At 69.0% G+C, this 23,780-nt stretch carries 18 protein-coding genes; 2 read left to right on the top strand and 16 right to left on the bottom strand.

Annotated features, from left to right (window positions below):
• Positions 1–204: 204 nt before the first annotated feature.
• The 5 genes from lpxD to AC3WSN_RS28915 form a co-directional block, all read right to left on the bottom strand.
• Positions 205–1,263, bottom strand: coding sequence for a UDP-3-O-(3-hydroxymyristoyl)glucosamine N-acyltransferase (gene lpxD, locus AC3WSN_RS28935; RefSeq protein ID WP_492542650.1), 1,059 nt, complete (start codon positions 1,261–1,263; stop codon positions 205–207).
• Positions 1,264–1,313: 50 nt separating this feature from the next.
• Positions 1,314–3,884, bottom strand: a complete 2,571-nt coding sequence (gene bamA, locus AC3WSN_RS28930) for an outer membrane protein assembly factor BamA (protein ID WP_192706616.1) — start codon at positions 3,882–3,884, stop codon at positions 1,314–1,316.
• A 428-nt stretch (positions 3,885–4,312) separates the two neighbouring features.
• Positions 4,313–5,467: a M50 family metallopeptidase gene (locus AC3WSN_RS28925; RefSeq protein ID WP_192706615.1), complete on the bottom strand. Its 1,155-nt coding sequence runs from the start codon at positions 5,465–5,467 to the stop codon at positions 4,313–4,315.
• 165 nt (positions 5,468–5,632) lie between these two features.
• Positions 5,633–7,219 carry a DHA2 family efflux MFS transporter permease subunit gene (locus tag AC3WSN_RS28920; protein WP_492542647.1) on the bottom strand — a complete coding sequence of 529 codons (1,587 nt, stop codon included), beginning with the start codon at positions 7,217–7,219 and terminating at the stop codon, positions 5,633–5,635.
• Between the two features lie 8 nt (positions 7,220–7,227).
• Positions 7,228–8,478 carry an HlyD family secretion protein gene (locus AC3WSN_RS28915; RefSeq protein ID WP_492542645.1) on the bottom strand — a complete coding sequence of 417 codons (1,251 nt, stop codon included), beginning with the start codon at positions 8,476–8,478 and terminating at the stop codon, positions 7,228–7,230.
• Positions 8,479–8,617: 139 nt separating this feature from the next.
• On the opposite strand from AC3WSN_RS28915, the gene AC3WSN_RS28910 reads away from it, so the two are divergent.
• A complete protein-coding gene (locus AC3WSN_RS28910; RefSeq protein ID WP_492542643.1) occupies positions 8,618–9,256 on the top strand; it encodes a TetR/AcrR family transcriptional regulator in 639 nt (212 codons plus the stop codon).
• A gap of 54 nt (positions 9,257–9,310) precedes the next feature.
• Here the strand turns inward: AC3WSN_RS28910 and dxr are convergent, their stop codons facing one another.
• The 6 genes from dxr to AC3WSN_RS28880 all read right to left on the bottom strand — a co-directional run bounded on the left by dxr (position 9,311) and on the right by AC3WSN_RS28880 (position 15,531).
• Positions 9,311–10,489 carry a 1-deoxy-D-xylulose-5-phosphate reductoisomerase gene (gene dxr / locus AC3WSN_RS28905; RefSeq protein WP_492542641.1) on the bottom strand — a complete coding sequence of 393 codons (1,179 nt, stop codon included), beginning with the start codon at positions 10,487–10,489 and terminating at the stop codon, positions 9,311–9,313.
• A 19-nt stretch (positions 10,490–10,508) separates the two neighbouring features.
• On the bottom strand, positions 10,509–11,366 hold the full coding sequence (locus AC3WSN_RS28900) for a phosphatidate cytidylyltransferase (protein WP_192706610.1): 858 nt from the start codon (positions 11,364–11,366) through the stop codon (positions 10,509–10,511).
• A gap of 19 nt (positions 11,367–11,385) precedes the next feature.
• A complete protein-coding gene (gene frr, locus AC3WSN_RS28895; RefSeq protein WP_020092978.1) occupies positions 11,386–11,949 on the bottom strand; it encodes a ribosome recycling factor in 564 nt (187 codons plus the stop codon).
• A 310-nt stretch (positions 11,950–12,259) separates the two neighbouring features.
• Positions 12,260–12,982, bottom strand: coding sequence for a UMP kinase (gene pyrH, locus AC3WSN_RS28890; protein WP_192706609.1), 723 nt, complete (start codon positions 12,980–12,982; stop codon positions 12,260–12,262).
• A 436-nt stretch (positions 12,983–13,418) separates the two neighbouring features.
• Positions 13,419–14,345, bottom strand: coding sequence for a translation elongation factor Ts (tsf, locus tag AC3WSN_RS28885; RefSeq protein ID WP_192706608.1), 927 nt, complete (start codon positions 14,343–14,345; stop codon positions 13,419–13,421).
• A 118-nt stretch (positions 14,346–14,463) separates the two neighbouring features.
• Positions 14,464–15,531 carry a 30S ribosomal protein S2 gene (locus AC3WSN_RS28880; RefSeq protein ID WP_192706607.1) on the bottom strand — a complete coding sequence of 356 codons (1,068 nt, stop codon included), beginning with the start codon at positions 15,529–15,531 and terminating at the stop codon, positions 14,464–14,466.
• A gap of 460 nt (positions 15,532–15,991) precedes the next feature.
• Between AC3WSN_RS28880 and AC3WSN_RS28875 the strand changes: the two genes are divergently transcribed.
• Complete coding sequence (locus AC3WSN_RS28875) at positions 15,992–19,027, top strand: patatin-like phospholipase family protein (protein ID WP_492542638.1); 3,036 nt, start codon at positions 15,992–15,994, stop codon at positions 19,025–19,027.
• Between the two features lie 10 nt (positions 19,028–19,037).
• Here the strand turns inward: AC3WSN_RS28875 and AC3WSN_RS28870 are convergent, their stop codons facing one another.
• The 5 genes from AC3WSN_RS28870 to lepB form a co-directional block, all read right to left on the bottom strand.
• Complete coding sequence (locus tag AC3WSN_RS28870; RefSeq protein ID WP_492542636.1) at positions 19,038–19,778, bottom strand: pseudouridine synthase; 741 nt, start codon at positions 19,776–19,778, stop codon at positions 19,038–19,040.
• Entirely contained in the window at positions 19,775–20,680 is a 906-nt protein-coding gene (locus tag AC3WSN_RS28865; RefSeq protein WP_192706604.1) for a class I SAM-dependent methyltransferase, read from the bottom strand. Before AC3WSN_RS28865 ends, AC3WSN_RS28870 begins: the two co-directional genes overlap by 4 nt.
• 408 nt (positions 20,681–21,088) lie before the next feature.
• Positions 21,089–22,063 carry a GTPase Era gene (gene era, locus AC3WSN_RS28860; RefSeq protein ID WP_492542634.1) on the bottom strand — a complete coding sequence of 325 codons (975 nt, stop codon included), beginning with the start codon at positions 22,061–22,063 and terminating at the stop codon, positions 21,089–21,091.
• Positions 22,060–22,839, bottom strand: coding sequence for a ribonuclease III (rnc, locus tag AC3WSN_RS28855; protein WP_192706602.1), 780 nt, complete (start codon positions 22,837–22,839; stop codon positions 22,060–22,062). The genes era and rnc overlap by 4 nt, the downstream gene beginning before the upstream one ends.
• Positions 22,836–23,621: a signal peptidase I gene (lepB, locus tag AC3WSN_RS28850; RefSeq protein ID WP_192706601.1), complete on the bottom strand. Its 786-nt coding sequence runs from the start codon at positions 23,619–23,621 to the stop codon at positions 22,836–22,838. The genes rnc and lepB overlap by 4 nt, the downstream gene beginning before the upstream one ends.
• Between the last annotated feature and the right edge of the window lie 159 nt (positions 23,622–23,780).

The raw sequence follows: 23,780 nt of genomic DNA, 5'->3' as shown, positions 1-23,780 counted from the left end.
CGAAAGCGCAAGCTCTTCCCGGTCATGCGCGCGCGGCAAGCCCGGTCCCTGACACTTGGACGAGGCCGGGCCGCGCCGAAAGGACGGGCGCCCTGTCCCTCATCCCCAGGCTCAGAAGCAGTGCGGAGGCCTTCAGGGAGGGGCCGGGAGACCTTGTGATCTCCGGACCCGCGTTTGCGCCGGCTGCGGCACAGGATCCTGAGGCTACGCCTCCTCGCCCGCCGCGTCCTTTCCGGAGCGCTCGGCAAGACGGGCCAGCGTCGTCAATTCACGGAACCATGCCCGCACCGGCTTGGCGGGGGTTCCGCCCCAGCGGCTGCCCGGCGGGACATCGCGGTTGACGTTGGAGGAGCCGGCGATCTGGGATCCTCGGCCGATGCGCAGGTGGCCGACGACGCCGACCTGGCCGCCGAGGACGACGTAATCCTCCAGCGTCGTCGAGCCCGAGATCCCGACGCCCGACACGATCACGCAGTGGCGCCCGATCACGACGTTGTGAGCAATCTGCACGAGGTTGTCGATCTTGGTCCCCTCCCCGATCACCGTGTCGCGTGAGGCGCCCCGGTCGATCGTGGTGTTGGCGCCGATCTCGACATCGTCCTGGACGATCACGCGCCCGATCTGCGGCACCTTGAGGTGGCTGGCGCCCATGGCGAAGCCGAAGCCGTCCTGGCCGAGCCGCGCCCCCGGATGCACGATCACCCGGTTGCCGAGAAGTGCGTGGCTGAGGGTGGTCCCCGCGCCGATCGCGCAGTCGCGGCCGATGCGCACGCCCGGACCGATCACCGCGTTCGGGCCGATCACCGTACCGGTGCCGATCTCCGCGCCGGGGCCGATGACAGCGCCGGGATCGACCGCGACGCCCTCCTCAAGCCGCGCGTCCGGATGGACGTGGGCGCCCGGTGCGATGCCGCGGGCCCCGAATTGTGAGCCGGGACGCAACGCGTCCGGATGCAGGCGGCCGAGCAGCACCGCGTAGGCCCGGTAGGGATCGCGGCTGATCAGGGAGACGGTTCCCGCCGGGCAGCGTGCCGCGAAGCGGGGGGAGACCAGACAGGCACCCGCCCGCGTGGCGGCGAGGGCGTCGCCGTAGCGGGCATTGTCCATGTAGGCGAGTTCGCCGGGACCAGCGCTCTCCAGCGGCGCGGCGCCGTCGAGCCTGAAGTCCGGGTCTGCACCCTCCGGGAGGGTCGCGCCGGCGACTGCCGCGACCTCGGCGAGGGTCAGGCCGCCCGCGGCGGTGAAGAAGATGGGATCTGACATGTTCGACAACGCGTCGGCCGGGACAAACCGGCCGACGCGCGAGATTTTTATCAGAAGCGCGAGCCGCCGGAGAAACGGAACGCCTGTGTCTGATCCTTGCCGACGTGCCCGTACTTGCCGAGGATCGGCACGTAGACCGCGATACCCTCATCCTTCGTCAGAGCGTAGGCGTAGTCGAAGCGGATCGGGCCGAGCGGCGAGTTCCAGAGGATGGACGCACCGACCGAGGAGCGGATCGTGGCGCTGTCGCGGACGTTCACGCATTCCGGCTCGACGCCGACGTTGAAGGCGTTGAAGTTGCAGCGCCCGGTGACCGGCGACGTGCCGTTGATGAAGCCGTCTCCGTTCACGTCGAAGTTGCGGCGGCTGTTGTAGCCGAACAGCGTGCCGGCGTCGGCGAAGAGCGCGCCCTTCAGGCCCAGATCGCGCGGAACGAGGGGCAGCGGGAACTGCACTTCGAGGGTACCGCCGATATAGGTCGAGCCGCCGATCGCGTTCGAGCGGGCGTCGGCGATGCCGACGTCGCGCGGGCCGATGCCGTTGGGCGCGAAGCCGCGGACCAGCGACGGGCCGAGGAAGAACTCGTCGGTCACCCGCAGCGGCTTGCCGTCGATCGCCGAGATGTGGCCGCCCTGGAACCGGACGAAGCCGACCACGTCCTCGAAGATCTCCTTGTAGTACCGCGCATCGGCGGTCACGCGGAAGAACTTGGAGTCGCCGCCCAGGCCCGCGACGTCGGGCTTCAGCTCGGCATAGAGGCCGTTACGCGGCGCGCCGATCACGTCGAGCGTCGAGTAGGCAAGCGTCAGGCCGGCCAGCGAGGTCAGGGTGTTGCCCTGCGAGCCCTTGATGGCGATCGAGGCCTCGCCGTCATACGCGCAGTTCGGATAGAGCGCCTGGCCGCCGATGTTGCGGCCCGTGTTCGGGTCGATCGTGCCTGCCGCGTAGGTCGCGGTGTAGCCGGGGATCGGGACCGAGCAGTCGTTGTACGGCCGCTTGAGGGTGTTCGGCACCTTCAGCTCGGTGTTGTACAGCGAGTAGCGCAGGGTGATGCCGAACTCCTCGGTGATCGGCAGGCCGAGGCGCAGCTGGCCGCCGTACACCGTGGTCTCGTAGCGCGAGTACCGGGTCAGGTCGGAGTACTTGTAGAAGGCATCGAAGCCCGCCGCGAGGCGGTAGCCGAGGAAGTACGGCTCGGTGAAGGAGAAGTCGACGCCGCGCGAGTACTGACCACCCGTGCCGGCGAGGCGGACGTACTGGCCACGACCAAGGAAGTTCGACTCGGAGACCGAGACCTCGCCGATGATGCCGTCCTGGGTGGAGTAGCCGCCCGCCACCGAGAACGAACCCGTGGGCTGATCCTCAACGTCGATGTTGATGACCACGCGGTCCGGGGCCGAGCCCGGCTCGTTGGAGAAGCGGACCTTCTTGAAGAAGCCCAGGCCGTTCAGGCGCCGCTCGGCGCGATCGGTCAGCACCCGGTTGTAGGCATCGCCCTCGGCGATATCGAGCTCGCGGCGGATGACGTAGTCGCGGGTCCGAGTGTTGCCGCGGATGTTGATCCGCTCGACGTAGACGTGCGGGCCGTCCTCGACCACGAAGCCGAGGGAGACCTGGTGGCTCCCCGGGTCGCGCTGGCCGGTCGGGCGGACCTGCGCGAACGGGTAGCCGGCGCGGTTGACCTGACGGGTGACGTTGTTGAGCGTCTTCTCGACGTCGTCCGCGTTGTAGACGTCGCCCACGGCGGTGGCGACGTCGCTGTTGAGCTGCGCGGTGTCGAGGCCCGGCAGGCGGGAATCCACCTGCACGGCGCCGACCTTGTACTGCTCGCCCTCGCTCACCGTGACGGTGATGACGTAGCCCGAGGTCTCGCCCTCGACGTAGCGCGCGTCGGCGCTGACCACCTGGAAGTCGGCGTAGCCGTTCTTCAGGTAGTAGCGGCGGACCTGATCGAGGTCGTTGGTGATGCGGTCGGGATCGTAGACGTCGGAGGTCTTGATGAACGACAGGAAGTTCATCTCCGAGGAGCTCATCAGCCCCTTCAGCGTCCGCTCCGAATAGGCGTTGTTGCCGACGAAGTTGATCGAGATGATGCCGGTCTTATCGCCTTCGTCGATCTGGTAGATCACGTCGACGCGGCCGTTGGGCAGATCGACCGTGCGGTAGGTGACCTTGGCGGTGCCGCGGCCGAAGCGCTTGTAGACGTCGCGGATGCGGGCGAGGTCGGCGTTGATGATCGCCTCGCTGTAAGGACCGCGGGCCTTGGCCTCGACGATCCCCTCGAGGGTCGCCTTCTCGACCTTCTTGTTGCCCTCGAAGACCACCCGGTTGATCAGGTTGTTCTCGCGGACGGTCACCACCGTGCGCCCGCCCGACTGGGCGACCTTCACGTCCGAGAACATGCCGCTCGCCAGCAGGTTGCGGCGGGCCTCCTCGGCCGAGCCGGAGGCCGTTCCGGTCACGTACGACCGGATCGTATCTGCATCGACGCGCTGGTTGCCCTGGACGACGATCTGCTGCGCCTGAGCGGCTCCGCTCAGGACAACGCCAAGACCCGCGGTGACTAGGACGATGGTTCTCCGCACCGACTTGCGTCGGCGCTTCCCCGTCAACGACATCATGCAATCGCCCGTTTCTGTTCTGGTCGCGGGGGTTAGCCCGTCTCAGGCGACCGTTGACCGGTCGTCCCGTCACCTGGTCCAAGCGTGGCTTCGGTCCAAGCGTAGCTCTTAGCGGGATTCCCCTGCCAAGCAAACGCGCGGGAGGCCATCGTCAGGGGATTTTGGGGGGTCGTGGCCTTCGCGCCACTTAACGGTGCGGTCAGCCTGTGGGCAAACCGCAGATCGTGGTAAACGACCCGTAAACGCTTGCGACGACGAGCCTTTTCAGACCCGTCGTCGCCCCTGCAAACGCAGCATTAACCGAGATTTCGACCCGCGCGAGGGCCTGTTCAGGGCGGTCTCCCGGCGAGATCGCGGCGGGAATGAGGCATCCTTTCCCGTGCACCACGGACAGCATACCCAGCGCGACCGCTCGAGGCGGCGGCGCGTCAGGTGTTCCGCCAGGACGCGCCGAGGTTGAGGATGTCGTTCCAGGCCGCGAACAGCATCAGCATCAGGACCAGGGCGAGGCCGATGCGGAAGCCGATCTCCTGGGCGCGCTCGCTCAGCGGGCGGCCGCGCACCACCTCGAAGGCGTAAAACAGCAGGTGGCCGCCATCGAGCAGCGGCACCGGGAAGAGGTTCAGGAGGCCGATCGAGACGGAGAGCAGCGCGATCAGACCGACGAGGCCGCCGACGCCGCCGGTCTTGGCGACCTCGCCGGAAACGCGGGCGATGCCGATCGGGCCGGAGAGCTGGTCGGCGGATTCGCGGCCGGTGGCGAGCTTGCTGAGATACGAGAAGGTGCGCTCGACGACGAAGTAGGTCTCGCGCACCCCGAGATCGAGTGAATCGAGCGCCCCGTAGCGGACCAGCCGGGCTTCCGAGCCGGCAGGCGAGCGGATGCCGAGGCGACCGATCCGGTGGCGGCCGAACGGCGTCTTGTCCTCGAAGGTGGCCGGCGTCGCCTGGATGGTGATCGGCTGATCGTTGCGCTCGACCGTGAAGGTCAGCGGCGTCCCGGCGCTGCCGGTCACCGTCCGGTACATGGCGTTGAAGTCGCCGATCTTCTCGCCGTCGATGGCGGTGATCACGTCACCCGGCTGGAAGCCGGCCTGGGCGGCGACGCTGCCGGGCTCGACCGACGAGACCCGAGCGGGCAGCTCGTAGCGGCCGCCGAGCCAGATCGCGCCGGCGAAGAGCAGTATCGCCAGGATGAAGTTCGCCACCGGCCCGGCGGCGACGATCGCGGCGCGCTTGGATACCGGCTGGGTCGGGAAGCTGATCGCCCGCTCCTGCGGGCTCATCCGGGCGACCGCCTCGGGATCGGGCATGCTCGCCCCGTTCACGTCGCCGTGGAACTTGACGTAGCCGCCCAGCGGGATCGCGCAGAGCTTCCAGCGGGTGCCGCGGCGGTCGTTGAAGCCGAACAGCTCCGGGCCGAAGCCGAGCGAGAAGGCGTGCACGCCGACCCCGCACCAACGTCCGACCAGGAAGTGGCCCATCTCGTGCACGAACACCACGACGGTGAGCACGAACAGGAACGGGATCACGGCGCCGAAGAAGCCGCCGGCGGTGCCGGTCATCGCGTTGAGGAAGTCCATAAGCCGTTCCCTGGCCGTCTTCGCGCCGGCTTCTCGGGCCAGGCATCGAACCGTTCTAGCAGATCGGGGCCGCCCCCTGCCAACGCAATCCTGCGCGCAGGCTGCCGAAGGTCGCACGCGCCGTCCGATTCCGCACGCTCCGATCGCGCCTGCCGGGCGGGAGCGTCAGTGGCCGCCGCCCCCGCCCGCCGCGGCGTTCGGGCGGCGGATCAGCGGCACGGCGCAGGCGATCGCCAGGAACAACGCCGTGAGCGCGAGGAACACGTCCTCGAAGGCCATCACCAGACCCTGGATCCGCACCGTGTTGGTCATCGCCTGCAGCGCCATGCCGGGCGCGGCGCTGCCGTAGGAATCGAAGCCGCGCTGCAACGTGTCGAGGCGCTCCAGCGCGGCCGTGTTCGCCCAGGTGAAGCGCTCGTGAAGCCGGGTGAGATGGAGGTCCCAGCGGTCGTTGAGGATCGTGTTTATCAGCGCGAGGCCGACCGCGCCGCCGAGATTGCGCATCAGGTTGAACAGGCCCGACGCGTTCTTCATGCGCACCGGCGGCAGCGTGCCAAGCGCAATGTTGTTGATCGGGATCATGCACAGCATCAGCGAGCAGCCGCGCAGGATCTGCGGCAGCAGCAGCTCGTAGAAGTCCCAGTCCTTGGTGAGACCGGTGACGATCCAGGTACCGCAGGCGAAGCCGACGAAGCCGAGCCCCATCATGAGGCGCGGATCGACCTTGCCGGACAGGCGGCCCGCGATCGGCGCCGTCGCGAACATGCACAGGCCGGAAACGAACATGGTCTCGCCGATCATCAGCGCCGAGTAGCCGCGGACCCGGGCGAGATAGACCGGGTAGATGTAGGTCAGCCCGTAGAGGCCGATGCCCAGCACGAAGCTGGCGACGCAGCCGCTGGCGAAATTCCGGTCCGAGAAGGCGCGCAGGTCGACGATCGGCTGCTTGGCGGTGAACACCCGCCAGAAGAACAGCAGCGCCGAGGTTCCGCAGATCACCGCGCAGGTGAAGACCGCCTCGTCCTGCAACCAGTCGTGGTTCGGGCCTTCTTCCAGAACGTATTCGAGGCAGCCGAGAAACCCGGCCATGAAGGCGAGCCCGGCCCAATCGAACGATTTGATCAGGCCGTAATTGGGCTCGTCGAAATCGACCAGGATCCAGGTCGAGACCGTCACGAAGATGCCCGGCACGACGTTGATCAGGAACAGCCAGTGCCAGGACATCAGGTCGGTGAGATAGCCGCCCACCGTCGGGCCGATCGTCGGCGCCAGCGTCGCCACGAGGCCGATCATCGGCGAGACGATGGTCCGCTTGGAGGGCGGGAAGATCGTGAAGGCCGCGGCGAAGACGGTGGGGATCATGCCACCGCCGATGAAGCCCTGGGCGGCCCGCCAGACGATCATCTCGCCGATCGACGAGGAGGTGGCGCACATCAGGCTCATGGCGGTGAAGCCGCCGGCCGAGATCGCGAACATCCAGCGCGTCGAGAGCACCCGCGACAGGGTGCCGGAGAGCGGAATCGAGATCACCTCGGCGACGAGGTAGCTGGTCTGAACCCAGGGGATCTCGTCGCCCGAGGCCGAGAGGCCGGCCTGGATCTCGTTGAGGGAGGCCGAGACGATCTGGATGTCCAGGATCGCCATGAACATCCCGAAGACCATGCAGAGGAACGCCACCATGCGGCGGCGGTCCAGCGGCGGCTCGGCGGCGCGCGCCGGCGCGCCCGCGGGGATGGCGGCGGTGGCGGCCACGGCCTACCTCAGCGGCTCGCGGTGCTGACCGGCCGGTCGCCGGCGGCCCGGTCCAGCACGGATCGGTCCCCACCGGCGCGGGTATCGACCCGCACCACCGCCGACAGGCCCGGCCGCAGCAGCCCCTCGCGGGCGACGTCCTCCGGCACGCGCACCCGCACGGGCAGGCGCTGGACGATCTTGGTGAAGTTGCCCGTCGCATTGTCGGGCGGCAGCAGGCTGAACACCGAGCCGGAGGCGGGCGAGAACGACTCGACCACGGCGTGGATCTCGCGGTCCGGATAGGCGTCGACCGTGACCGTGACCGGCTGGCCGGGACGCATGCGCTGAACCTGCGTCTCCTTGAAGTTCGCGTCGATCCGCACACTCTGGAGCGGCACGAGGGCGGCGATCCGGGTACCCGGCGACACGTAGGCACCCGCCTCGACGGCCTTGTTGCCGACCACGCCGTCGAACGGTGCGCGGATCACCGTGAAGTCGAGGTCGCGCCGGGCCCGGTCGACGGCGGTGCGCAGCTCCGCCGCGAGGCTCTCCGCCTCGCGCTTCTGCGCCTGCAGAACGTCGACATTGGCCCGGGCCGCGACGAGGCCGGCCTCCATGGCCTTGACCGAAGCCTCGGTCCGGTCGCGGTCGGCGCGGGTCTGGTCGATGCGGGACTTGGCGACGTAATCCGCCTGCATCTGCGTCGCCCGGGTGAAGTCGGTCTGGGCGCGGACGGCGTCGGCACGGGTCGCGTCGAGCTGCGCGGCGGCCTGGGCGACCTGCGCCTGCGCCGCCTCGGCCTGCCGACCGATTCGCGCGATCGTGCTCTCCTGGGTCGCGAGCTTGTCCTGTGCGGCCTGGAGCGCGAGGCGGTAATCGCCGTCGTCGAGCTTGGCGATGACGGCGCCCTTCTTCACCGACAGTCCGTTCACCACCGGGACCGCTTCGAGATAGCCCGGCACCTTTGCGGCCAGCACCGAGATATCGGCCTGCACGTAAGCGTCATCGGTGGCCACGAAGAAACGCCCGACGGTCCACCATTGCCAGCCCTGGTAGGCACCGCCCGTGAGTGCGGCGGCCAGGAATCCAAGCAGGACGAGCCTCCTGAGGGGCCGCTTGCGCCTCGGCGCGTCCGAAGGCGCCACCGGGCTTGCCGGCGCAGCCGCCGTGGAAGCCGGCACACGGGGCGCCGCATGCTCCGCGCGCTCGTCCGAGCCGGTCTCGGCAGGGCTCTCGATACCGGAAGTGGGCCGATCGGCGTCCTCGCGAAGGGACATCTCAGCGCCTCAAGATGACTGACCGAACCGTTCGGTCAATGAGGAGGACGCGTCTTGACGCGCCTCGGAAGACGCCGCAGATTATGTTGACCGAACGGTTCGGTCAAGCGTGGCGGCGTCTCGGACGCGGAGCGGAACGATGGCACAGGGTGCGGTGCTGGAGCGGAGTCAGGCCCAGCACGAAGGCGACAAGCGGCGGCAGATCCTCGACGGCGCGCGGACGGTGTTCCTGTCGGCGGGTTTCGACGGCGCCAGCATGGGTGAGATCGCCCGGGCGGCCGGTGTCTCCAAGGGCACGCTCTACGTCTACTTCGAGAACAAGGAAGACCTGTTCGAGGCGCTGATCATCCAGGAGAAGACCAGCCTCGCCGAGGCGCTCTTCACCCTGGATGCCGGAGATCCGGACGTGCCGGGCGTGCTGGCGCGGCTCGGCACCAGCTTCCTGACCGAGATGTGCCGTCCGGAGCACGTCTTGGTGGTTCGGATGGTGATCGGCGCCTGCGAGAAGTTCCCGCGTTTCGGGTTGGCCTTCTACGAGGCCGGCCCGGCCTGCGGCGTCGAGCGCCTGTCAGGCTATCTCGATGCGCAGGTCGCGGCCGGCCGGCTGCGGATCGCCGATACCGAACTCGCGGCCCGTCACTTCCTGCACTTGTGCCAGGCGGGCCTTCTGACTCGGCTGCTGTTCGGGGCCGGCGGCATCGCCGACGCGGCCCAGATGCGCCATCAGGTCGACGAGGCGGTTCGGATGTTCCTGGCCGGCTATGGGCCGGAGCGCTGAAGCGCGGCTCCGGCGGCGACCGTCTTGGCTTGGCTGCGCCCGCGAAGACGGGGTTCAGCCTGCCGCGCGCAGCTCCGGCAGCGCCTCGGCGCTCCAGACGCGGACATGGGCGTCGATGGCGAGCGCCTCGTCGACGTCGGCCGGCGCTGATCTGTACTGCCCGGCGAAGTGGGTGCAGGCGCGCTCGACGAGATCGCTGATCCCGTAGAAGCCGATCCGGCCGGCGATGAAGGCCGCCACCGCGATCTCGTTGGCCGCGTTCATCACGGTCGGCGCCGCACCGCCCGCCGCCAGCGCCGCACGGGCGATCCGCAGACAGGGAAAGCGCGCCTCGTCCGCCGCCTCGAAGGTGAGCGATCCGAGCTTCACAAGGTCGAGGGGCCGACCCCGCTCGATGGCCAGGCGGTCGCCGAGGCCGAGACAGTGCGAGATCGGCACGCGCATGTCGGGCAGCGCCAGCTCGGCGGTCACGGCGCCGTCGAGCCAGTAGACCATGCCGTGGATCACCGATTGCGGGTGCACCACGACGTCCAGGCGCTCGGGCTCGATGCCGAACAGGTGGTGCGCCTCGATCAGCTCGAGGCCCTTGTTCATCAGGCTCGCCGAATCGATGTTGATCTTCATGCCCATCGACCACGTCGGATGGGCAGCGGCCTCGGCCGCGGAGGCGGCGGCAATCCGCTCGCGGGTCCAGGTGCGGAACGGGCCGCCCGAGGCCGTGATCATCATGGTGCGGACGTCGGCGAGCGGCCGGCCGGCGAGCGCCTGGCTCAGGGCGTCGTGCTCGGAGTCCATCGGCAGGATCGTGGCGCCATAGCGCGCAGCGTCGCGCATGAAGGCGTCGCCGGCGCAGACCAAGCTTTCCTTGTTGGCCAGCGCGACCTTGCGGCCGAGGCGGAGCGCCGCGTGGGTCGATTTCAGCCCGGCCGCCCCGCTCACCGCCGCAACGACGATATCGGCGTCCCGGGCGACGGCCTCCATGACGGCCCCCTCCCCCGCTCCGCTCGGGATGCCGGAGCCCGACAGGGCCTCGGCGAGCGCAGGGCCGGCGGATTCGTCGGCCAGCGCCGCGAACGAGGCGTTCAGCTCGCGGGCGACCTTGGCCAGCGCGACGGGATCTTTGCCGCCGACCAGGGCACCGACGCGGAACCGGTCGGCATGCTGGGCCAGCAGGTCGGCGGTCGAGCGGCCGATCGAGCCGGTGGCGCCGAAGACGCTGACGATCTGGGTCACGGGTTCAACTCCCTCATCGTCACGTGATCAGACCGCCCCCGCGCAGGGCGAGATAGACAGCCGCCAGCAGAGCGACCGCAAAGAATCCATCGAGCCGGTCCATGACGCCGCCATGGCCCGGGATGATCTTGCCCGAATCCTTGACGCCGTAATGGCGCTTGAGACCGGATTCGATCAGGTCCCCCGCCTGACTGAGGACGGAGGCCAGCGCGCTCACGCCCGCCACCACCGGCAGGGAGGCGGCACTGGGCAGGGTCATTCCCGCGAGGTCGGCAACCACCGGGACCAGCGTCCCGGCCGCGACCGCGCCGAAGAGGCCGCCGAGGGCGCCCGACCATGTCTTGTTGGGCGAGACCCGGGGCATCAGCTTGGGGCCGCCGATCTTCCGGCCGGCAAAGTAGGCCGCGATGTCGGTGGACCAGACCACCGCGAACATCCAGGCCGGTCCGACCAGGCCGATGGCGGGATCGTCGCGGAGGGCCACCGGCACCGCGGCGATCGCCGCCGCGCCGAGCACGCCGAGGAAGGCACGGAGCCGCCCCCGGCCGGTCCGGGCCACCGTCGCGCAGGCCGCGGCACCCAGCAGCAGGACCGCGAGGCAGGCCGGCGTTGGGGCGCCGCCGCGCTGGCACAACAGCAGCGCGCCGAGCGTCGCCGCGCCCAGCGCGATCAGCACCTCGCGGGGCTCGGTGCGGCTCATCACCATCCACTCGGCGTAGCCCACGATACCAGCGGCGAGCCAGATCCCCGCGAAGGGCCAGCCGCCATAGACCAAAGCGGCCAGCACGCCGGCCCCGAGCACGAGGCCCGAGGCGACGCGCAGCCACAGCTCGCGCCGCCCCGAGGGACGCGCGGCCGGTGCGGCGGCGGAGGTCACGCGCGTCCCGCCCTTCGCCTCAGACCTGCATGATCTCCTTCTCCTTGGAGGCCAGCACGCCGTCGATCTCGGCGATGTATTGGTCGGTCGCCTTCTGAACGTCGGTGGCCTGACGCTTCTCGTCATCCTCCGAGATGGCGCTGTCCTTCAGGAGCTTCTTGAGGTGGTCGAGGCCGTCCCGGCGCACGTGGCGCACGGCGACGCGGGCCTCCTCGGTGTACTTGTGGGCGACCTTGACCATCTCCTTGCGGCGCTGCTCGTTCATCTCGGGGATGCGGAGCCGGATGGTCTGCCCCTCGGTCTGCGGGTTGAGGCCGAGGTCGGATTCGCGGATCGCCTTCTCGACGGCCGTGACCATGCTGCGGTCCCAGACCGAGATCGACAGGAGCCGCGGCTCCGGAACGCTGACCGTGGCGACCTGGGCCATCGGCATCATCGAGCCGTAGGCGTCGACCTGGATCGGGTCGAGGAGTGACGGCGTGGCGCGCCCGGTGCGCAGCGAGCCGAGATCCTTCGAGAGAGAAGACACAGCGCCCTGCATGCGGCGCTTGATGTCGTTGAGATCGAATTCCGGTGTGGCCATGAGGGTCGTCCCGAGACGTCTGACGTGGTCTTGAGCCCGGCGCGGGCAGTCGCGGCCTCAATGGACGAATTTTTTCAGGGCCGCAAACCGTCTTCCGGTCGGATCACACCCAAGCCCGTCGGGGCCGGTGGAACGGGCAGGTGCAACGTGTGCCGTCATTTCGGGGCCCCGGCGGCGAGCCCGGAAACCAGAACCCCGGACGGTGCCTTGCTCTTGCCTACCGGCGCGTCCGGATCCCGGGCGCCGCGCGCGGCCTCGGTATGACGATGTGGGCTGCCGGCCCCGGAACGCCGCCGGACAGACGGCTCCGTCAGGGCGCCACGAGGGTGGAAGGCGCTTCACCCGATAGGATCGCGGCGATCGAACTCGGCGGGTGCAGCGAGCCGACGAGTATCGACAGCTTGCTCTCGCGGGCGAGCGCGAAGGCGGCGGTGTCCATCACCTTGAGGTCGCGGGCGATCGCTTCGTCATGGGTGATGCGGTCGTAGCGGGTCGCGCTCGGGTCCGTCTTGGGATCGGCCGAATAGACTCCATCGACCTGCGTCGCCTTGAGCACGGCATCGCAGCGGAGCTCGGCGGCGCGCAGGACGGCGGCGGTGTCGGTGGTGAAGAACGGATTGCCGGTGCCGCCCGCCAGGACGACCACCTGACCCTTGTCGAGGTGATGCAGAGCTGGCTGACGGGCGTAGGTCTCGCAGATGGTCGGCATGGAGACTGCCGACATGGTGCGGGCCTGAACACCCGCGGCGTTCAGCGCGGTCTCGATGGCCAGAGAGTTCATGACGGTGGCCATCATGCCGAGCGAGTCGCCGGTCGCCCGGTCGATCCAGCCGGCCGCCGAGATCCGGGCCCCACGGATCATGTTGCCGCCGCCGACAACGATGGCGATCTCGGCGCCCGCCTCGATCGTGCGGGCGATGTCCTCGGCCAACCCCGCCAGGGTCGGGGGATGCAGCCAATAGCCGTCCGGGGCGGCCAGTGCCTCGCCTGACAGCTTCAGCAAGATCCGGCGAAACGGCGTCGTATCCGGCATCGGGTCTCCCGGCTCCATCCCGTATCGGGCAAGCCGGGAGGCTTCTACGTCAGGCGCGGGAGCCGCGTCGAGGGGTTGCGGCGGATCCGGGTAGGGCGTCCCAGCGAAATCGGCACCGACACACGCGCGGATGCCTCACGATTCATTCGTGCGCGAGCGAGGCGCCGGCCTGATTGAGGGCAGGCCGGCGCCCGTTTTCAGCTGCCGACCAGAACGCCGACGGCGCCGAGGACGGTCATTGCAAGACCGGACGCGAACACGCCGATCATGAGGTAGGAGAAGGATTTCAAAGCCATGCGTAGAACCTAGCGCAGCGCGGCAGAATGGCGTGTGCGCCGCAACACGATCCGGCGTGGAACACGATCCGGCCTGCGAAAAAACGAAGCCCCGCCCGGCTCGCGCCGGACGGGGCTCAAATCACACGAGGCCGGTGCGATCAGGCGCGGCCGGCCTGCTGCGCAACCTCGGTGGCGAAGTCCGGCCCGTCTTCCTTCTCGATGCCCTCGCCGAGCGCGTAGCGGACGAAGCCCGTCAGGGTCACAGGGCCACCGACCTTGGAGCCGGCCTCCTTGAGAACCTGGCTCACCGTCTTCGAGCCGTCGTGCACGAAGGGCTGATCCAGGAGGGTGACCTCCTTGTAGTAGCTCTTCAGGCCGCTCTCGATGATCTTGGCGAGGACGTGGTCCGGCTTGCCGGCGTTCTTCTCGCGCAGGATGTTCGACTCGCGCTCCACCGTGGCGGCATCGACGCCCGAGGCGTCCAGCGCCACCGGATTGGTCGCCGCGACGTGCATGGCGATCTGACGGCCGAGCGCCGACAGAGCGTCGACGTCACCCTCGGATTCCAGAGCCACGAGCACGCCGATCTTGCCGAGGCCCTCGGAGATCTGGTTGTGCACGTAGGAGGCGATAACGCCCTTCTTGACCTCGAGCTTGGTGACCCGACGCAGGTTCATGTTCTCGCCGATCGTGGCGATCAGGGCCTGCAGCTTCTCGGAGACGGTCTCGGTGGCGCCCGGGAAGTGGGCGGCCTGGAGGCCCTCCAGCGTGCCGTCGGTGTTCAGGGCGATCTTGGCGGCCTCGCGGGCGAAGGCCTGGAAGGCATCGTTGCGGGCGACGAAGTCGGTCTCGGAGTTCACCTCGACCACCGCGGCGTGATGGCCGGCGGACTCGACGGCGACCAGGCCCTCGGCGGCGACGCGGCCGGCCTTCTTGGCGGCCTTGGCGAGACCCTTCTTGCGCAGCCAATCGACGGCGGCCTCGATGTCGCCCTGCGTCTCGTTGAGCGCGCCCTTGCAATCCATCATGCCGGCGCCGGTCTTCTCCCGGAGCTCCTTCACCATCGCGGCGGTGATGTTGGCCATGGCGATCCCTTTCGTGTGGTCTGGATGAGAGAGGCCCGGCGCGCGGGTGAGCGGCCGGGCCCGGTATGCCTGGAACCGCGACGGCCCGATGACGGGGCCGTCGCGGAGTCCCGATAGATCAGGCCGCGGCGGCGGCCTCGACGAAGCCGCGGGCCTGCGAAACCCACGAATCGCGGTCGATGCGGCCGTTGAGCTTCAGGTCGGCATCGACCTTGGCGACGTCCTCGGGGGTCATCGCGGCGAGCTGCCAGTAATGGTAGATGCCGGCATCGTTCAGCTTCTGCACGATCTGCGGGCCGGCGCCGTTGAGCTTGGTCAGGTCGTCCGGCGCGCCGCGCGGGGCGGCGAGCAGCTCGAAATGCTCGGTCGTCTCGGCGAGCATCGCCACGTCGGCCGGGTCGAGGGCGTCGGACTCGACCGAGACGGCCGCGTCGTCGTTGGCCGGCAGCTCCTCGGCCATCGGCTCCTCGGAGGCGCCGAGATCCATGCCCGACGAGCCCTGGGCGCGCGAGATGCCGTCGATGGCGGCCTTGGCGATCAGGTCGCAGTACAGCGCGATCGCGCGGCCGGCGTCGTCGTTGGCCGGGACGATGTGGGTGATGCCGTCCGGGTTGCAGTTGGTGTCGACGATGGCGGCCACCGGGATGCCGAGGCGGTTCGCCTCCTTGATCGCCAGCTGCTCCTTGTTGGTGTCGATCACGAACAGCAGGTCGGGCACGCCGCCCATGTCCTTGATGCCGCCGAGCGCCTTCTCGAGCTTCTCCTTCTCACGGGAGAGCATCAGGCGCTCCTTCTTGGTCAGGCCCGGGCCGCCGGTCTCCAGCGTCTCGGTGACCTTGCGCAGGCGCGAGATCGAGCCCGAGATGGTCTTCCAGTTGGTGAGCATGCCGCCCAGCCAGCGGGAGTTGACGTAGTACTGGGCCGAACGCTTGGCCGCCTCGGCAATCGTGTCGGCCGCCTGGCGCTTCGTGCCGACGAACAGCACGCGGCCGCCCTTGGCGACGGTGTCGCTCACCGCCTGCAGCGCCGTGTGCAGCGCCGGCACGGTCTGGGCGAGGTCGATGATGTGGATGTTGTTGCGCGTGCCGAAGATGTACGGCTGCATCTTCGGGTTCCAGCGGTGGGACTGGTGACCGAAATGGGCGCCCGCCTCGAGGAGCTGACGCATAGAGAAATCGACGGCCATGTCTTTTGTGCTCTCCGGTTAAATCCGCCGCGGAGGGATGCGGCCGCCCGAATGCTCGGACGACCACCGGAAACGCCTCATTCAGGCATGAGGCCGGCTCCGCGTGTGGGATAGGCGGGCGCTTAGCAGAGTGTGCGCCCCGCAGCAAGTCTGTCCGGTGCGATCCGGCCGGCGAGAGCAGCCGCGGACTCCGCCTCGAAAGGATCTCCGCGTCCGTTCGATCGAGCGCCGCCGTCCAGCGGCACCACGCCCGTCGGCGTCCGGACATCGTCTTGCGCCAGCAATCATTTGTGATCTATATTGTATTTGTTGGATAAGATTGGCAATTCTGAATCAAATACGATTAATTTGAAGCTGATAGATTGAATTTCGACGCGCCGCCCGTCGCTCGATGGGCCGGCGCGGTGCGACGGAACCATGCGCGCCGCTGGTCCGCGGCTTGTCGGGGAGATCGTCAACGATGGCGTCGGTCAATCCTGCGGGGGCATCGGAGGAGAAATCACGCGAGCTGCGCGTCGACTGGAAGACAGCCTTCGCCGAAGAACAGCAAGCGCTCGGCCTCGACGGAGACACCCAGCCGGCGGCCCTCTGCCTATCGGGCGGTGGCGTGCGCAGCGCCGCTCTGTGTCTGGGCGTCCTGCGTTCGTTGGCGGATCGGAAGCACGCGCTGCTCCAGAACGTCCATTATCTCTCCACCGTCTCGGGAGGCGGATATATCGGATCCTGGTTGACGCGGTTCATCGCCGATCAGGACAGGGCGCAGCGGGTCATCCCCGCGATCACGCGGACGATCGGCAAACGCGCTCATGAAGGCGAGGCGGCACCGGTGCGGCAGCTGCGCCGCTATACCCGCTTCCTGGCGCCGCAGGCGGGCCTGCTGTCGCTCGATACCCTGGCGGGTATCCTGCTGTGGATCCGCAATACGCTGGTCAATTGGCTCATCTTCCTGCCGATCTTCAGCGCGGTGGCGAGCCTGCCCCTCGGTCATTTCGCCCTGACGGCGGCCATGATCGGGGTCCCGGTGGATAGTCCGATCAAGATGCTGGTCGCGCTGGTCGCCTTCCTCGGTCTGATCTCAGGCGCGGCGGCTTCAATCCTCTACCTGCCGAGCCACTATCATCCCGACCCGGAGGCGAGCCCCCCGAAAGAGGGCCCTTACGGCATACCGTGGCAGAAGATTCTCGCGGTGGTCGTTGTGCCGATGCTGGCCTGGTGCGTGCTGGTCCCGCTGATGGTCGCCGACACCGTCCTGCCACCTGCACAGATCCGGCACGCGCAGACCGTGTTCGGCACGTGGCCGGACGTGGCGTGCCCCGCCAGCACGCCGGCGGCGTGCCCGCGGGCAGACGGCCAGGCGCCGCTGACCGCGGTGGTGCGCGAAGCCTTGCGGATCGCCGCCAGGGACTCGTCGATTGCGGCGGACGGCCGATCCTGCGGCGCAGCGGTCTCAACAACGGCCTGCGCACGGCCCACGCGCCCCGGCTACCCCTCCGCCGCCGATCTGTGGCGGCTACCGGTCTCGAGTGCCGGTGCGTGCGTCCTGGCCTACCTCATTGCGTATCTCCTTGTCGCGCGACGGCGCTACGCGCCGATTACGCGGAACGGGAAACCCATCGACCCGCGCAAAAAGCATCTCACCGTGCTCGCGCAAGGCTTCCTTCCCTGGCTGGCCGGCTCCGCGCTGTCCTGCGCGTTCCTTTGGGCGGGCATCGCCCTAGCGCGGGACGGTGGCCTGTTCTGGCTCGCCATTGCGGGCCCGCTCTGGGTCGGTGTGGCGGAGACACTGCGAACGACGGTGTTCGTCGCGTTGCGCCATAAGCGGATCCGCGGCGACCTCGATCGAGAATGGCTCGCCCGCATGAGCGGCGCCAAACTCCTCGTCATCCTGGCCGGCACCGCGGGCGGCGCCGTCGTGGTGGTCGGCGGCGCCGGGCTCGCGCTGCTCAGTGGCGGCGCATTCAAGGCGCTGGCCGGAGGCGGTCTGGCTTCGGGGGGCCTCGTGGCCTGGATCGGGCGAAGCGCCGCGACGGTCTTCACGCCGCGCACCGTCGGCGGCCCCGCGCCCGGGCTTCAACTGCCGCTTGCCGCGATCGCCAACGTCGCCGTCATCGTGTTCGGAGCCACCCTGTTCGCGCTGATCGGCCACGGCATGGCGATCCTGATCGGAGCGACGGCAGCCCGGATCACCGCTCCGGCTGAGCCCGGAATATTCGGGATCTCCGTCCTCTCCTTTGCCGTCGCTGCGGCCTGCGCCGGACTCGCCTGGGGCCTCGGCCTCGCGATCAACCTCAACCGCTTCTCGATGCACGCGGTCTACCGCAACCGTCTGACGCGCGCCTTCCTGGGTGCGGCCCGCAAGCCCGAGAGCCGGCATCCGGACAGTTTCACGGGCTTCGATCCGGCCGACAACCTGCGCATGGCGGACGCCTTCGACCGGCCGTCAGGCGGTAACCGCCTGTTTCCGGTCATCAACGTTGCCCTCAACAGCACGGTCGGTGAGGATCCGGCGCGGGCCGAGCGCAAGGCGGTGTCGTTCACGATCACGCCGCTGCGCTGCGGCTCCGCGGCGCTCGATCTGAAACGGAACATGGCGGACCCGAAGGGCGCCTATGTGCGCAGCGACAAATATGCCGGCGACGAGAAGCAGACCGGCCTGCTCGATGAGCGCAAAGGCATCAGCCTCGGAACAGCGATCACGATCTCCGGCGCCGCCGCGAGCCCCAATATGGGCTACCACTCGACGACCCTGATCGCGAGCGTGATGACGCTGTTCAATGTCCGGCTGGGGGCGTGGCTTCCGAACCCGGCCGTCGTCAACGCCCCGAAGCTTCTCGGCCGCGCCGGCCCACGCAACGCCGTCGGGGTTCTGCTCTACGACCTGCTGGGTCTCGCCAGCCTCAAGCGTCCGTACGTCTACCTCTCGGACGGCGGCCATTTCGACAATCTCGGTATCTACGAAATGCTGCGCCGACGCTGCGGCATGATCCTCGCCATCGATGCCGGGCAGGACCAGCATTACGCCTACGAAGATCTCACCCGGAGCATCGAGTACGCGCGCATCGACCTAGGCGCGGAGATCACCTTCCTCCCGCCGATCCGTGTCGGCGACGCCAAGCTGGAGGCCCAGGGGGCCTTCGCGGAGATTCTCTACCGGAAGACGGCGGAGGATGAATCGCCGCAGACGGGCCGCTTGATCTACCTGAAGGCGTGGCTGCCGCCGGATGCGCCGGTGGAATTGCTGGCGATGCAGAAGCGGAAGACGAGCTTCCCGCACGAGAGCACCCTGAACCAGTTCTTCACCGAGAGTGATTTCGAGAGCTATCGGCGGCTGGGCGAGTACCTGATGGATTACCTCATCGATCTGTCGAATGCCCCACCCGGCGAAGGCGCAGATCCAGCGCCATCCGCGAACGGGCTGGAGCACCTGTTCGACGGACTTCAACGTCTAGCGCGGAAGGCGCAGCAGGATCGGGCAGTCCCCCCGGCCAGCCCGTAGACCCAGGCCGTCAGGATGCGGCGAACACGCGCGCGACGGCCTCCTGGCTCATGACGCGATAGGCTCCAGCCGCCAGATCCTCCGGCAGATCGAGCCCTCCGACCCGATCCCGGTGCAGCGCCGCGACGTGGTTGCCGACCGCGGCGAACATCCGGCGGACCTGATGGTAGCGGCCTTCCGTCAGCGTCACGGCGCAGCGTGTGGCATCCTCGACGTCGAGCCGCACCGGCAGCAGCGGGCGCTCCTCGCCCTCCAGCATCAGCGTCCCCGCGGCAAACACCGCCGCCTCGCTGCCCGTCAGCGGCCGGTCGAGCGTAACCCGGTAACGCTTCGCCACCTGGGCCTTCGGGCTGATGATCCGGTGCAGCAGCGCCCCGTCGTCGGTAAGCAGCAGCAGCCCCGACGTCTCCTTGTCGAGCCGGCCGACGGTGGAGAGCGGCGGGTCGCGGCGGCGCCAGCGCTCGGGCAGAAGCCCGTAGACCAGCGGACCGGCCTCCTTGTGCGAGCAGGTGACGCCCAGCGGCTTGTGCAGCATCAGGCACAGGCCCGGCAAAGGATCGAGGGGCGCGCCGTCGATCGTCAGGCGGTCCGGAAGGTCCGGATCGAGGGCAATGCGATCGCCGGCATCCTCCAACTCGACGCCGTCCAGACGGATCGCGCCGGCGCGGGCGAGGCCCTGGATCTCGCGCCGCGAGCCGTAGCCAAGATTGGCGAGGAGCTTGTCGAGCCGGACGGATTTCGCCGCGCTCACCGGCGGGCCTCGTAGACCCGGAAGCCATTCGCCTGCACGGCGACGGTGACGGCCCGGAACGACTCGCGCAGGGTCGCCTCGTAGGGCAGGTGCGCGTTGGCCACGAGCCAGAACGCGCCGCCCGGCCGCAGCACCTCGGCGGCCCGGGCAATGAAGGCCCGGCCGAGAGACGGGTCCTCGGCTCCGCCCTCGTGGAACGGCGGGTTGGTCACGACGAAATCGAGACCGTCCGGCACCACGCCGGGGGTGCGGATATCCGCCCAGTGGATCGTGGCCCGCGGGTCGGCGACGTTGCGGCGCGCCATCTCGACGGCCCGGCGATCGATCTCCACCAGCGTCAGAGCGGTCACCGCGTCGGATCCGAGCAGCGCCCGGGACAGGATCCCGAGACCGCAGCCGAAATCGGCGCCGCGGCCCTTCAGGCTCGGCAGGTTCGCCAGGAGCAGCGCCGTGCCGGCATCGAGCCGGTCCCAGGAGAAGATCCCGGGCTGCGTGCACAGAGCGAGATTGTCGACGTGGCGCGGACCGCCCTCGTCGATCGCCTCCGCGAGGCCGGCCGGAACCTGCGGGCGCTCGGCCGTGCAGATCCGGTGATGCCGGCGCGGCTGGTCGGCGGCGGCGCAGCCGAACGTCGTCAGTTCCTTGGCGAGGCGCGTGCCGCCCCGGTCCTTCGGGGCCAGGGCGACCATGCGGCCGCCGGGGCCCAGGGCCCGCAGCAATTGGGCCAGCACGTAGCGGCGCTCGACCGTTCCGGGTGGCGCCAGCACGGTCGCCGTGTCGAGGCTGTTCTCGGGCAGATCCTCCAGCCGGGCGGCGCCGGGGATCAACGGGGAAAGCTGGACGGCATCGCCGGGGACCTCGGCGAGGTCCACCGGCGGCAAGCCGTAGACGGCATGGCGCATGAAGGATTCGGGATCTTGAGAACCGGAGCCGGAACGCGAATCCGCTGCGGAGCGGGGAGACCCGCGCCCGACTCGGTTCATCCGGGGGGAACACCGCGTTTATACCGGAACCGGCCCGGATGCCCAGCCTTCCGGGCGCGATCACAGAGCCCCGGAAGGGCAGTCCAGGCGCCCGTGCCGGGCTGGGGCTCCGCCCGACGCTCTTATCCGTTCAGGAGATCGCTTCGGCCTGCCCGTCCTTGCGAGCGGAGCAAAGCAATCCGGCAGCGCCACACCCGAAGAGGTCGCGCTGCCCTGGATCCCTTCGCTGCGCTCGTGATGACGGAGGGTCCGTCACCCGAGCGCTTCAGCCGGAAACCGGCTCACGTGTCCCTGCCGGACGCAGCGAAAGAAGCCCGACGAGGCGCATTACCCCCGGGGGAATTCGAGGCCCATCTCGCGGTAGCGGGCCGGATCGTCGGCCCAGTTCTCCCGCACCTTCACGTGCAGGAACAGGTGGACCTTGGCGTCGGCCGCCTCGGCGATCTCGATCCGGGCCGCCTGTCCGATCGACCGGATGGTCTGGCCGCCCTTGCCGAGGACGATGGAGCGCTGGCTTTCCCGCTCGACGAAGATCGTCTGCTCGATGCGCACCGAGCCGTCCGATCGGACCTGCCACTGGTCGGTCTCGACCGTGGAGCGGTACGGCAGCTCCTCGTGCAGCCGGTCGTAGATCTTCTCCCGGGTGATCTCGGCCGCGAGCATACGCAGCGGCGCGTCCGAGACCTGATCCTCCGGGTAGAGCCACGGTCCGGCCGGCATGCGTGCCGCCAGCGCGCGGCGCAGATCATCGACGCCGCTACCGTTGAGCGCCGAGATCATGAACGTCTCGGCGAAGGGCGAGGCAGCGTTGAGCTTCGCGGCGAGGTCGAGGAGCCGCTCGCGCGGGATCAGGTCGATCTTGTTGAGGATCAGCAACTTCTCGCGCCTCACCTCGCCGAGGCGGCCCAGCACGGCCTCCACCTCGGTGTCCACGCCCTTGCGGGCATCCACCAGCAGACAGACCGCGTCGGCATCCGCCGCGCCGCTCCAGGCCGAGTGCACCATCGCGCGGTCGAGGCGGCGCTTGGGCGCGAAGATGCCGGGCGTGTCGACGAGCACGACCTGCGCCGAGCCCTCGATGAAGATGCCGCGCACGAGCGCCCGGGTCGTCTGCACCTTGCGGGAGACGATGGAGACCTTGGTCCCGACCAGGTTGTTCAGGAGCGTCGACTTGCCGGCATTCGGAACGCCGATCAGCGCGACGAAGCCCGCCCGGGCGTCGGCGGGCGTACCCGGAAGGGCCGAGGCCGCGTTGCCGGCCTCCGCTGGTGTCGGGCCGTCGTCCTGATCATTCTCGCTCATGCTGTCTCCGTCGGCCCCGCCTCCGGCAGGGCCCCGATCCCCTCCCGCTCCAATAACGCCTGGGCGGCCGCCTGCTCGGCGATCCGCTTCGATGTGCCCTCGCCGAGGCCGGGCTCAAGACCCTCGACCTGGACGGCGATCCGGAACCGGGGCGCGTGATCGGGGCCGGTCCGCTCAACCACCGCGTAGGTGGGGATCGGCAGACTCCGCCCCATCGCCCATTCCTGCAAGGCGGATTTCGCGTCGCGGCCGCGCGCCGCGGCCGTCGGCTCGCCCGGCCGGAAATGCGCCTCGACCACCGCCCGGGCGGCGTCGAACCCCGCATCGAGGTAAATGGCGCCGAGAATCGCCTCGCAGACATCGGCGAGGATCGTCTGGTTGCGCCGGCCGCCGCCCATCACCTCGCCCTGGCCGAGGATCAGGTGCGGCCCGACCTCCCACGACGCGGCAACCGTCGCGCAGGTCTCCCGCCGCACCAGGGCGGCGAGCCGGCGCGAGAGGTCGCCCTCGTCCGCGTCGGCGAAGGCGCCGTAGAGGCGGTCCGCCACCGCGAGACCGAGCACGCGATCGCCGAGGAATTCGAGGCGCTGGTAGCTGCCGCCCCGCCCACTCGCCTTGCTGGTGTGGGTCAGGGCGCGCGTGAGCAGGTCCTGATCGGCGAAGCGATGGCCGATCCGTTCCTCGAGCGCGCCGAGCGGCGGGCGTGGCTTGTGGGCACGTCGCGTCCGCGCGGAGGATCGAGGCTGCGCCGCGTCGTCCAAGTCCGAACCGGTCAATGGATCGTCGTGAACAGGCGCGACCAGCGGACATGGGCCGGCCAGTTCCACACCTGCCACGCCGGTGTGCCCTCATCGATCGAGAAGAAGATCATCTCGGCACGCCCCACGAGATTCGCGAACGGAACGTAGCCGACATTCGCGAGGTCGCGCGAATCCGTTGAGTTGTCGCGGTTGTCGCCCATCATGAAGAAGTGACCGGCCGGGACCGTGTAGGGCTCGGTCTTGTCCCAGAAGCCGTTGTCGCCGTCGCGCTCGATCACCGGGTGGACCACGCCGTTCGGCAGCGTCTCGAGATATTGCGGGACCTTGGTCGCCTGGCCGTAGGGATCGGTGGTCTCGTAATCGGCGATGCGCTCGCGCTTCACAGCCTTGCCGTTGATGTTGAGCACGCCGTCGATCATCTGGATCTTGTCGCCCGGCAGGCCGATCACGCGCTTGATGTAGTCGGTCGCGTTGTCCTTGGGCAGCTTGAACACCGCGATGTCGCCGCGTTTCGGCTCGGCACCCCACACCCGTCCGTCCGCCTGGATCGGAATATATTCTGAGAGCGGCAGCGAGTACTTCGAGTACCCGTAGGAGTACTTCGAGACGAACAGGTAGTCGCCGATCAGCAGGGTCGGGACCAGTGAGCCGGAGGGAATGTTGAACGGCTGGAACAGCAGCGTGCGCACCACCAGGGCGATGAGCAGCGCCTGGATGCCGACCTTCAGCGTCTCGCGGATGCTGGCCCAGGTGCCGGTCTCGGCGGGTTTCCTGAGCGGCTTGCCGTCGTAATCCACGCGCGCGTCCCGTCTTCGGTTGAGGTTCCGTCGCCTGCCGCCAGCGGGGCGCGGCCCCGCCGCGCGCGGCTTAGATGTGCGGTTGTCCTGAGGAATGCGCCGCAATCGTGTCCGCTGTGTGCGGCGGTCTAGACCAAGCGCGAGCCCCCCGCAACGCGC

The sequence above is a fragment of the Methylobacterium sp. FW102-HT35C08 genome, from assembly GCF_058790235.1.
The sequence above is the reverse complement of the archived record's forward strand: the minus strand, read 5'-3'. Positions and strand labels throughout refer to the sequence as shown.

Bases quoted from the DNA above. Each gene is read 5' to 3' on its own strand.
- lpxD (WP_492542650.1), bottom strand. From the start codon at position 1,263: ATGTCAGATCCCATCTTCTTCACCGCCGCGGGCGGCCTGACCCTCGCC.
- AC3WSN_RS28915 (WP_492542645.1), bottom strand. From the start codon at position 8,478: ATGTCCCTTCGCGAGGACGCCGATCGGCCCACTTCCGGTATCGAGAGC.
- AC3WSN_RS28865 (WP_192706604.1), bottom strand. From the start codon at position 20,680: ATGCGCCATGCCGTCTACGGCTTGCCGCCGGTGGACCTCGCCGAGGTC.
- AC3WSN_RS28910 (WP_492542643.1), top strand. From the start codon at position 8,618: ATGGCACAGGGTGCGGTGCTGGAGCGGAGTCAGGCCCAGCACGAAGGC.
- AC3WSN_RS28925 (WP_192706615.1), bottom strand. From the start codon at position 5,467: ATGGACTTCCTCAACGCGATGACCGGCACCGCCGGCGGCTTCTTCGGC.
- AC3WSN_RS28875 (WP_492542638.1), top strand. From the start codon at position 15,992: ATGGCGTCGGTCAATCCTGCGGGGGCATCGGAGGAGAAATCACGCGAG.
- pyrH (WP_192706609.1), bottom strand. From the start codon at position 12,982: ATGCCGGATACGACGCCGTTTCGCCGGATCTTGCTGAAGCTGTCAGGC.
- era (WP_492542634.1), bottom strand. From the start codon at position 22,063: ATGAGCGAGAATGATCAGGACGACGGCCCGACACCAGCGGAGGCCGGC.
- AC3WSN_RS28880 (WP_192706607.1), bottom strand. From the start codon at position 15,531: ATGGCCGTCGATTTCTCTATGCGTCAGCTCCTCGAGGCGGGCGCCCAT.
- tsf (WP_192706608.1), bottom strand. From the start codon at position 14,345: ATGGCCAACATCACCGCCGCGATGGTGAAGGAGCTCCGGGAGAAGACC.
- bamA (WP_192706616.1), bottom strand. From the start codon at position 3,884: ATGATGTCGTTGACGGGGAAGCGCCGACGCAAGTCGGTGCGGAGAACC.
- frr (WP_020092978.1), bottom strand. From the start codon at position 11,949: ATGGCCACACCGGAATTCGATCTCAACGACATCAAGCGCCGCATGCAG.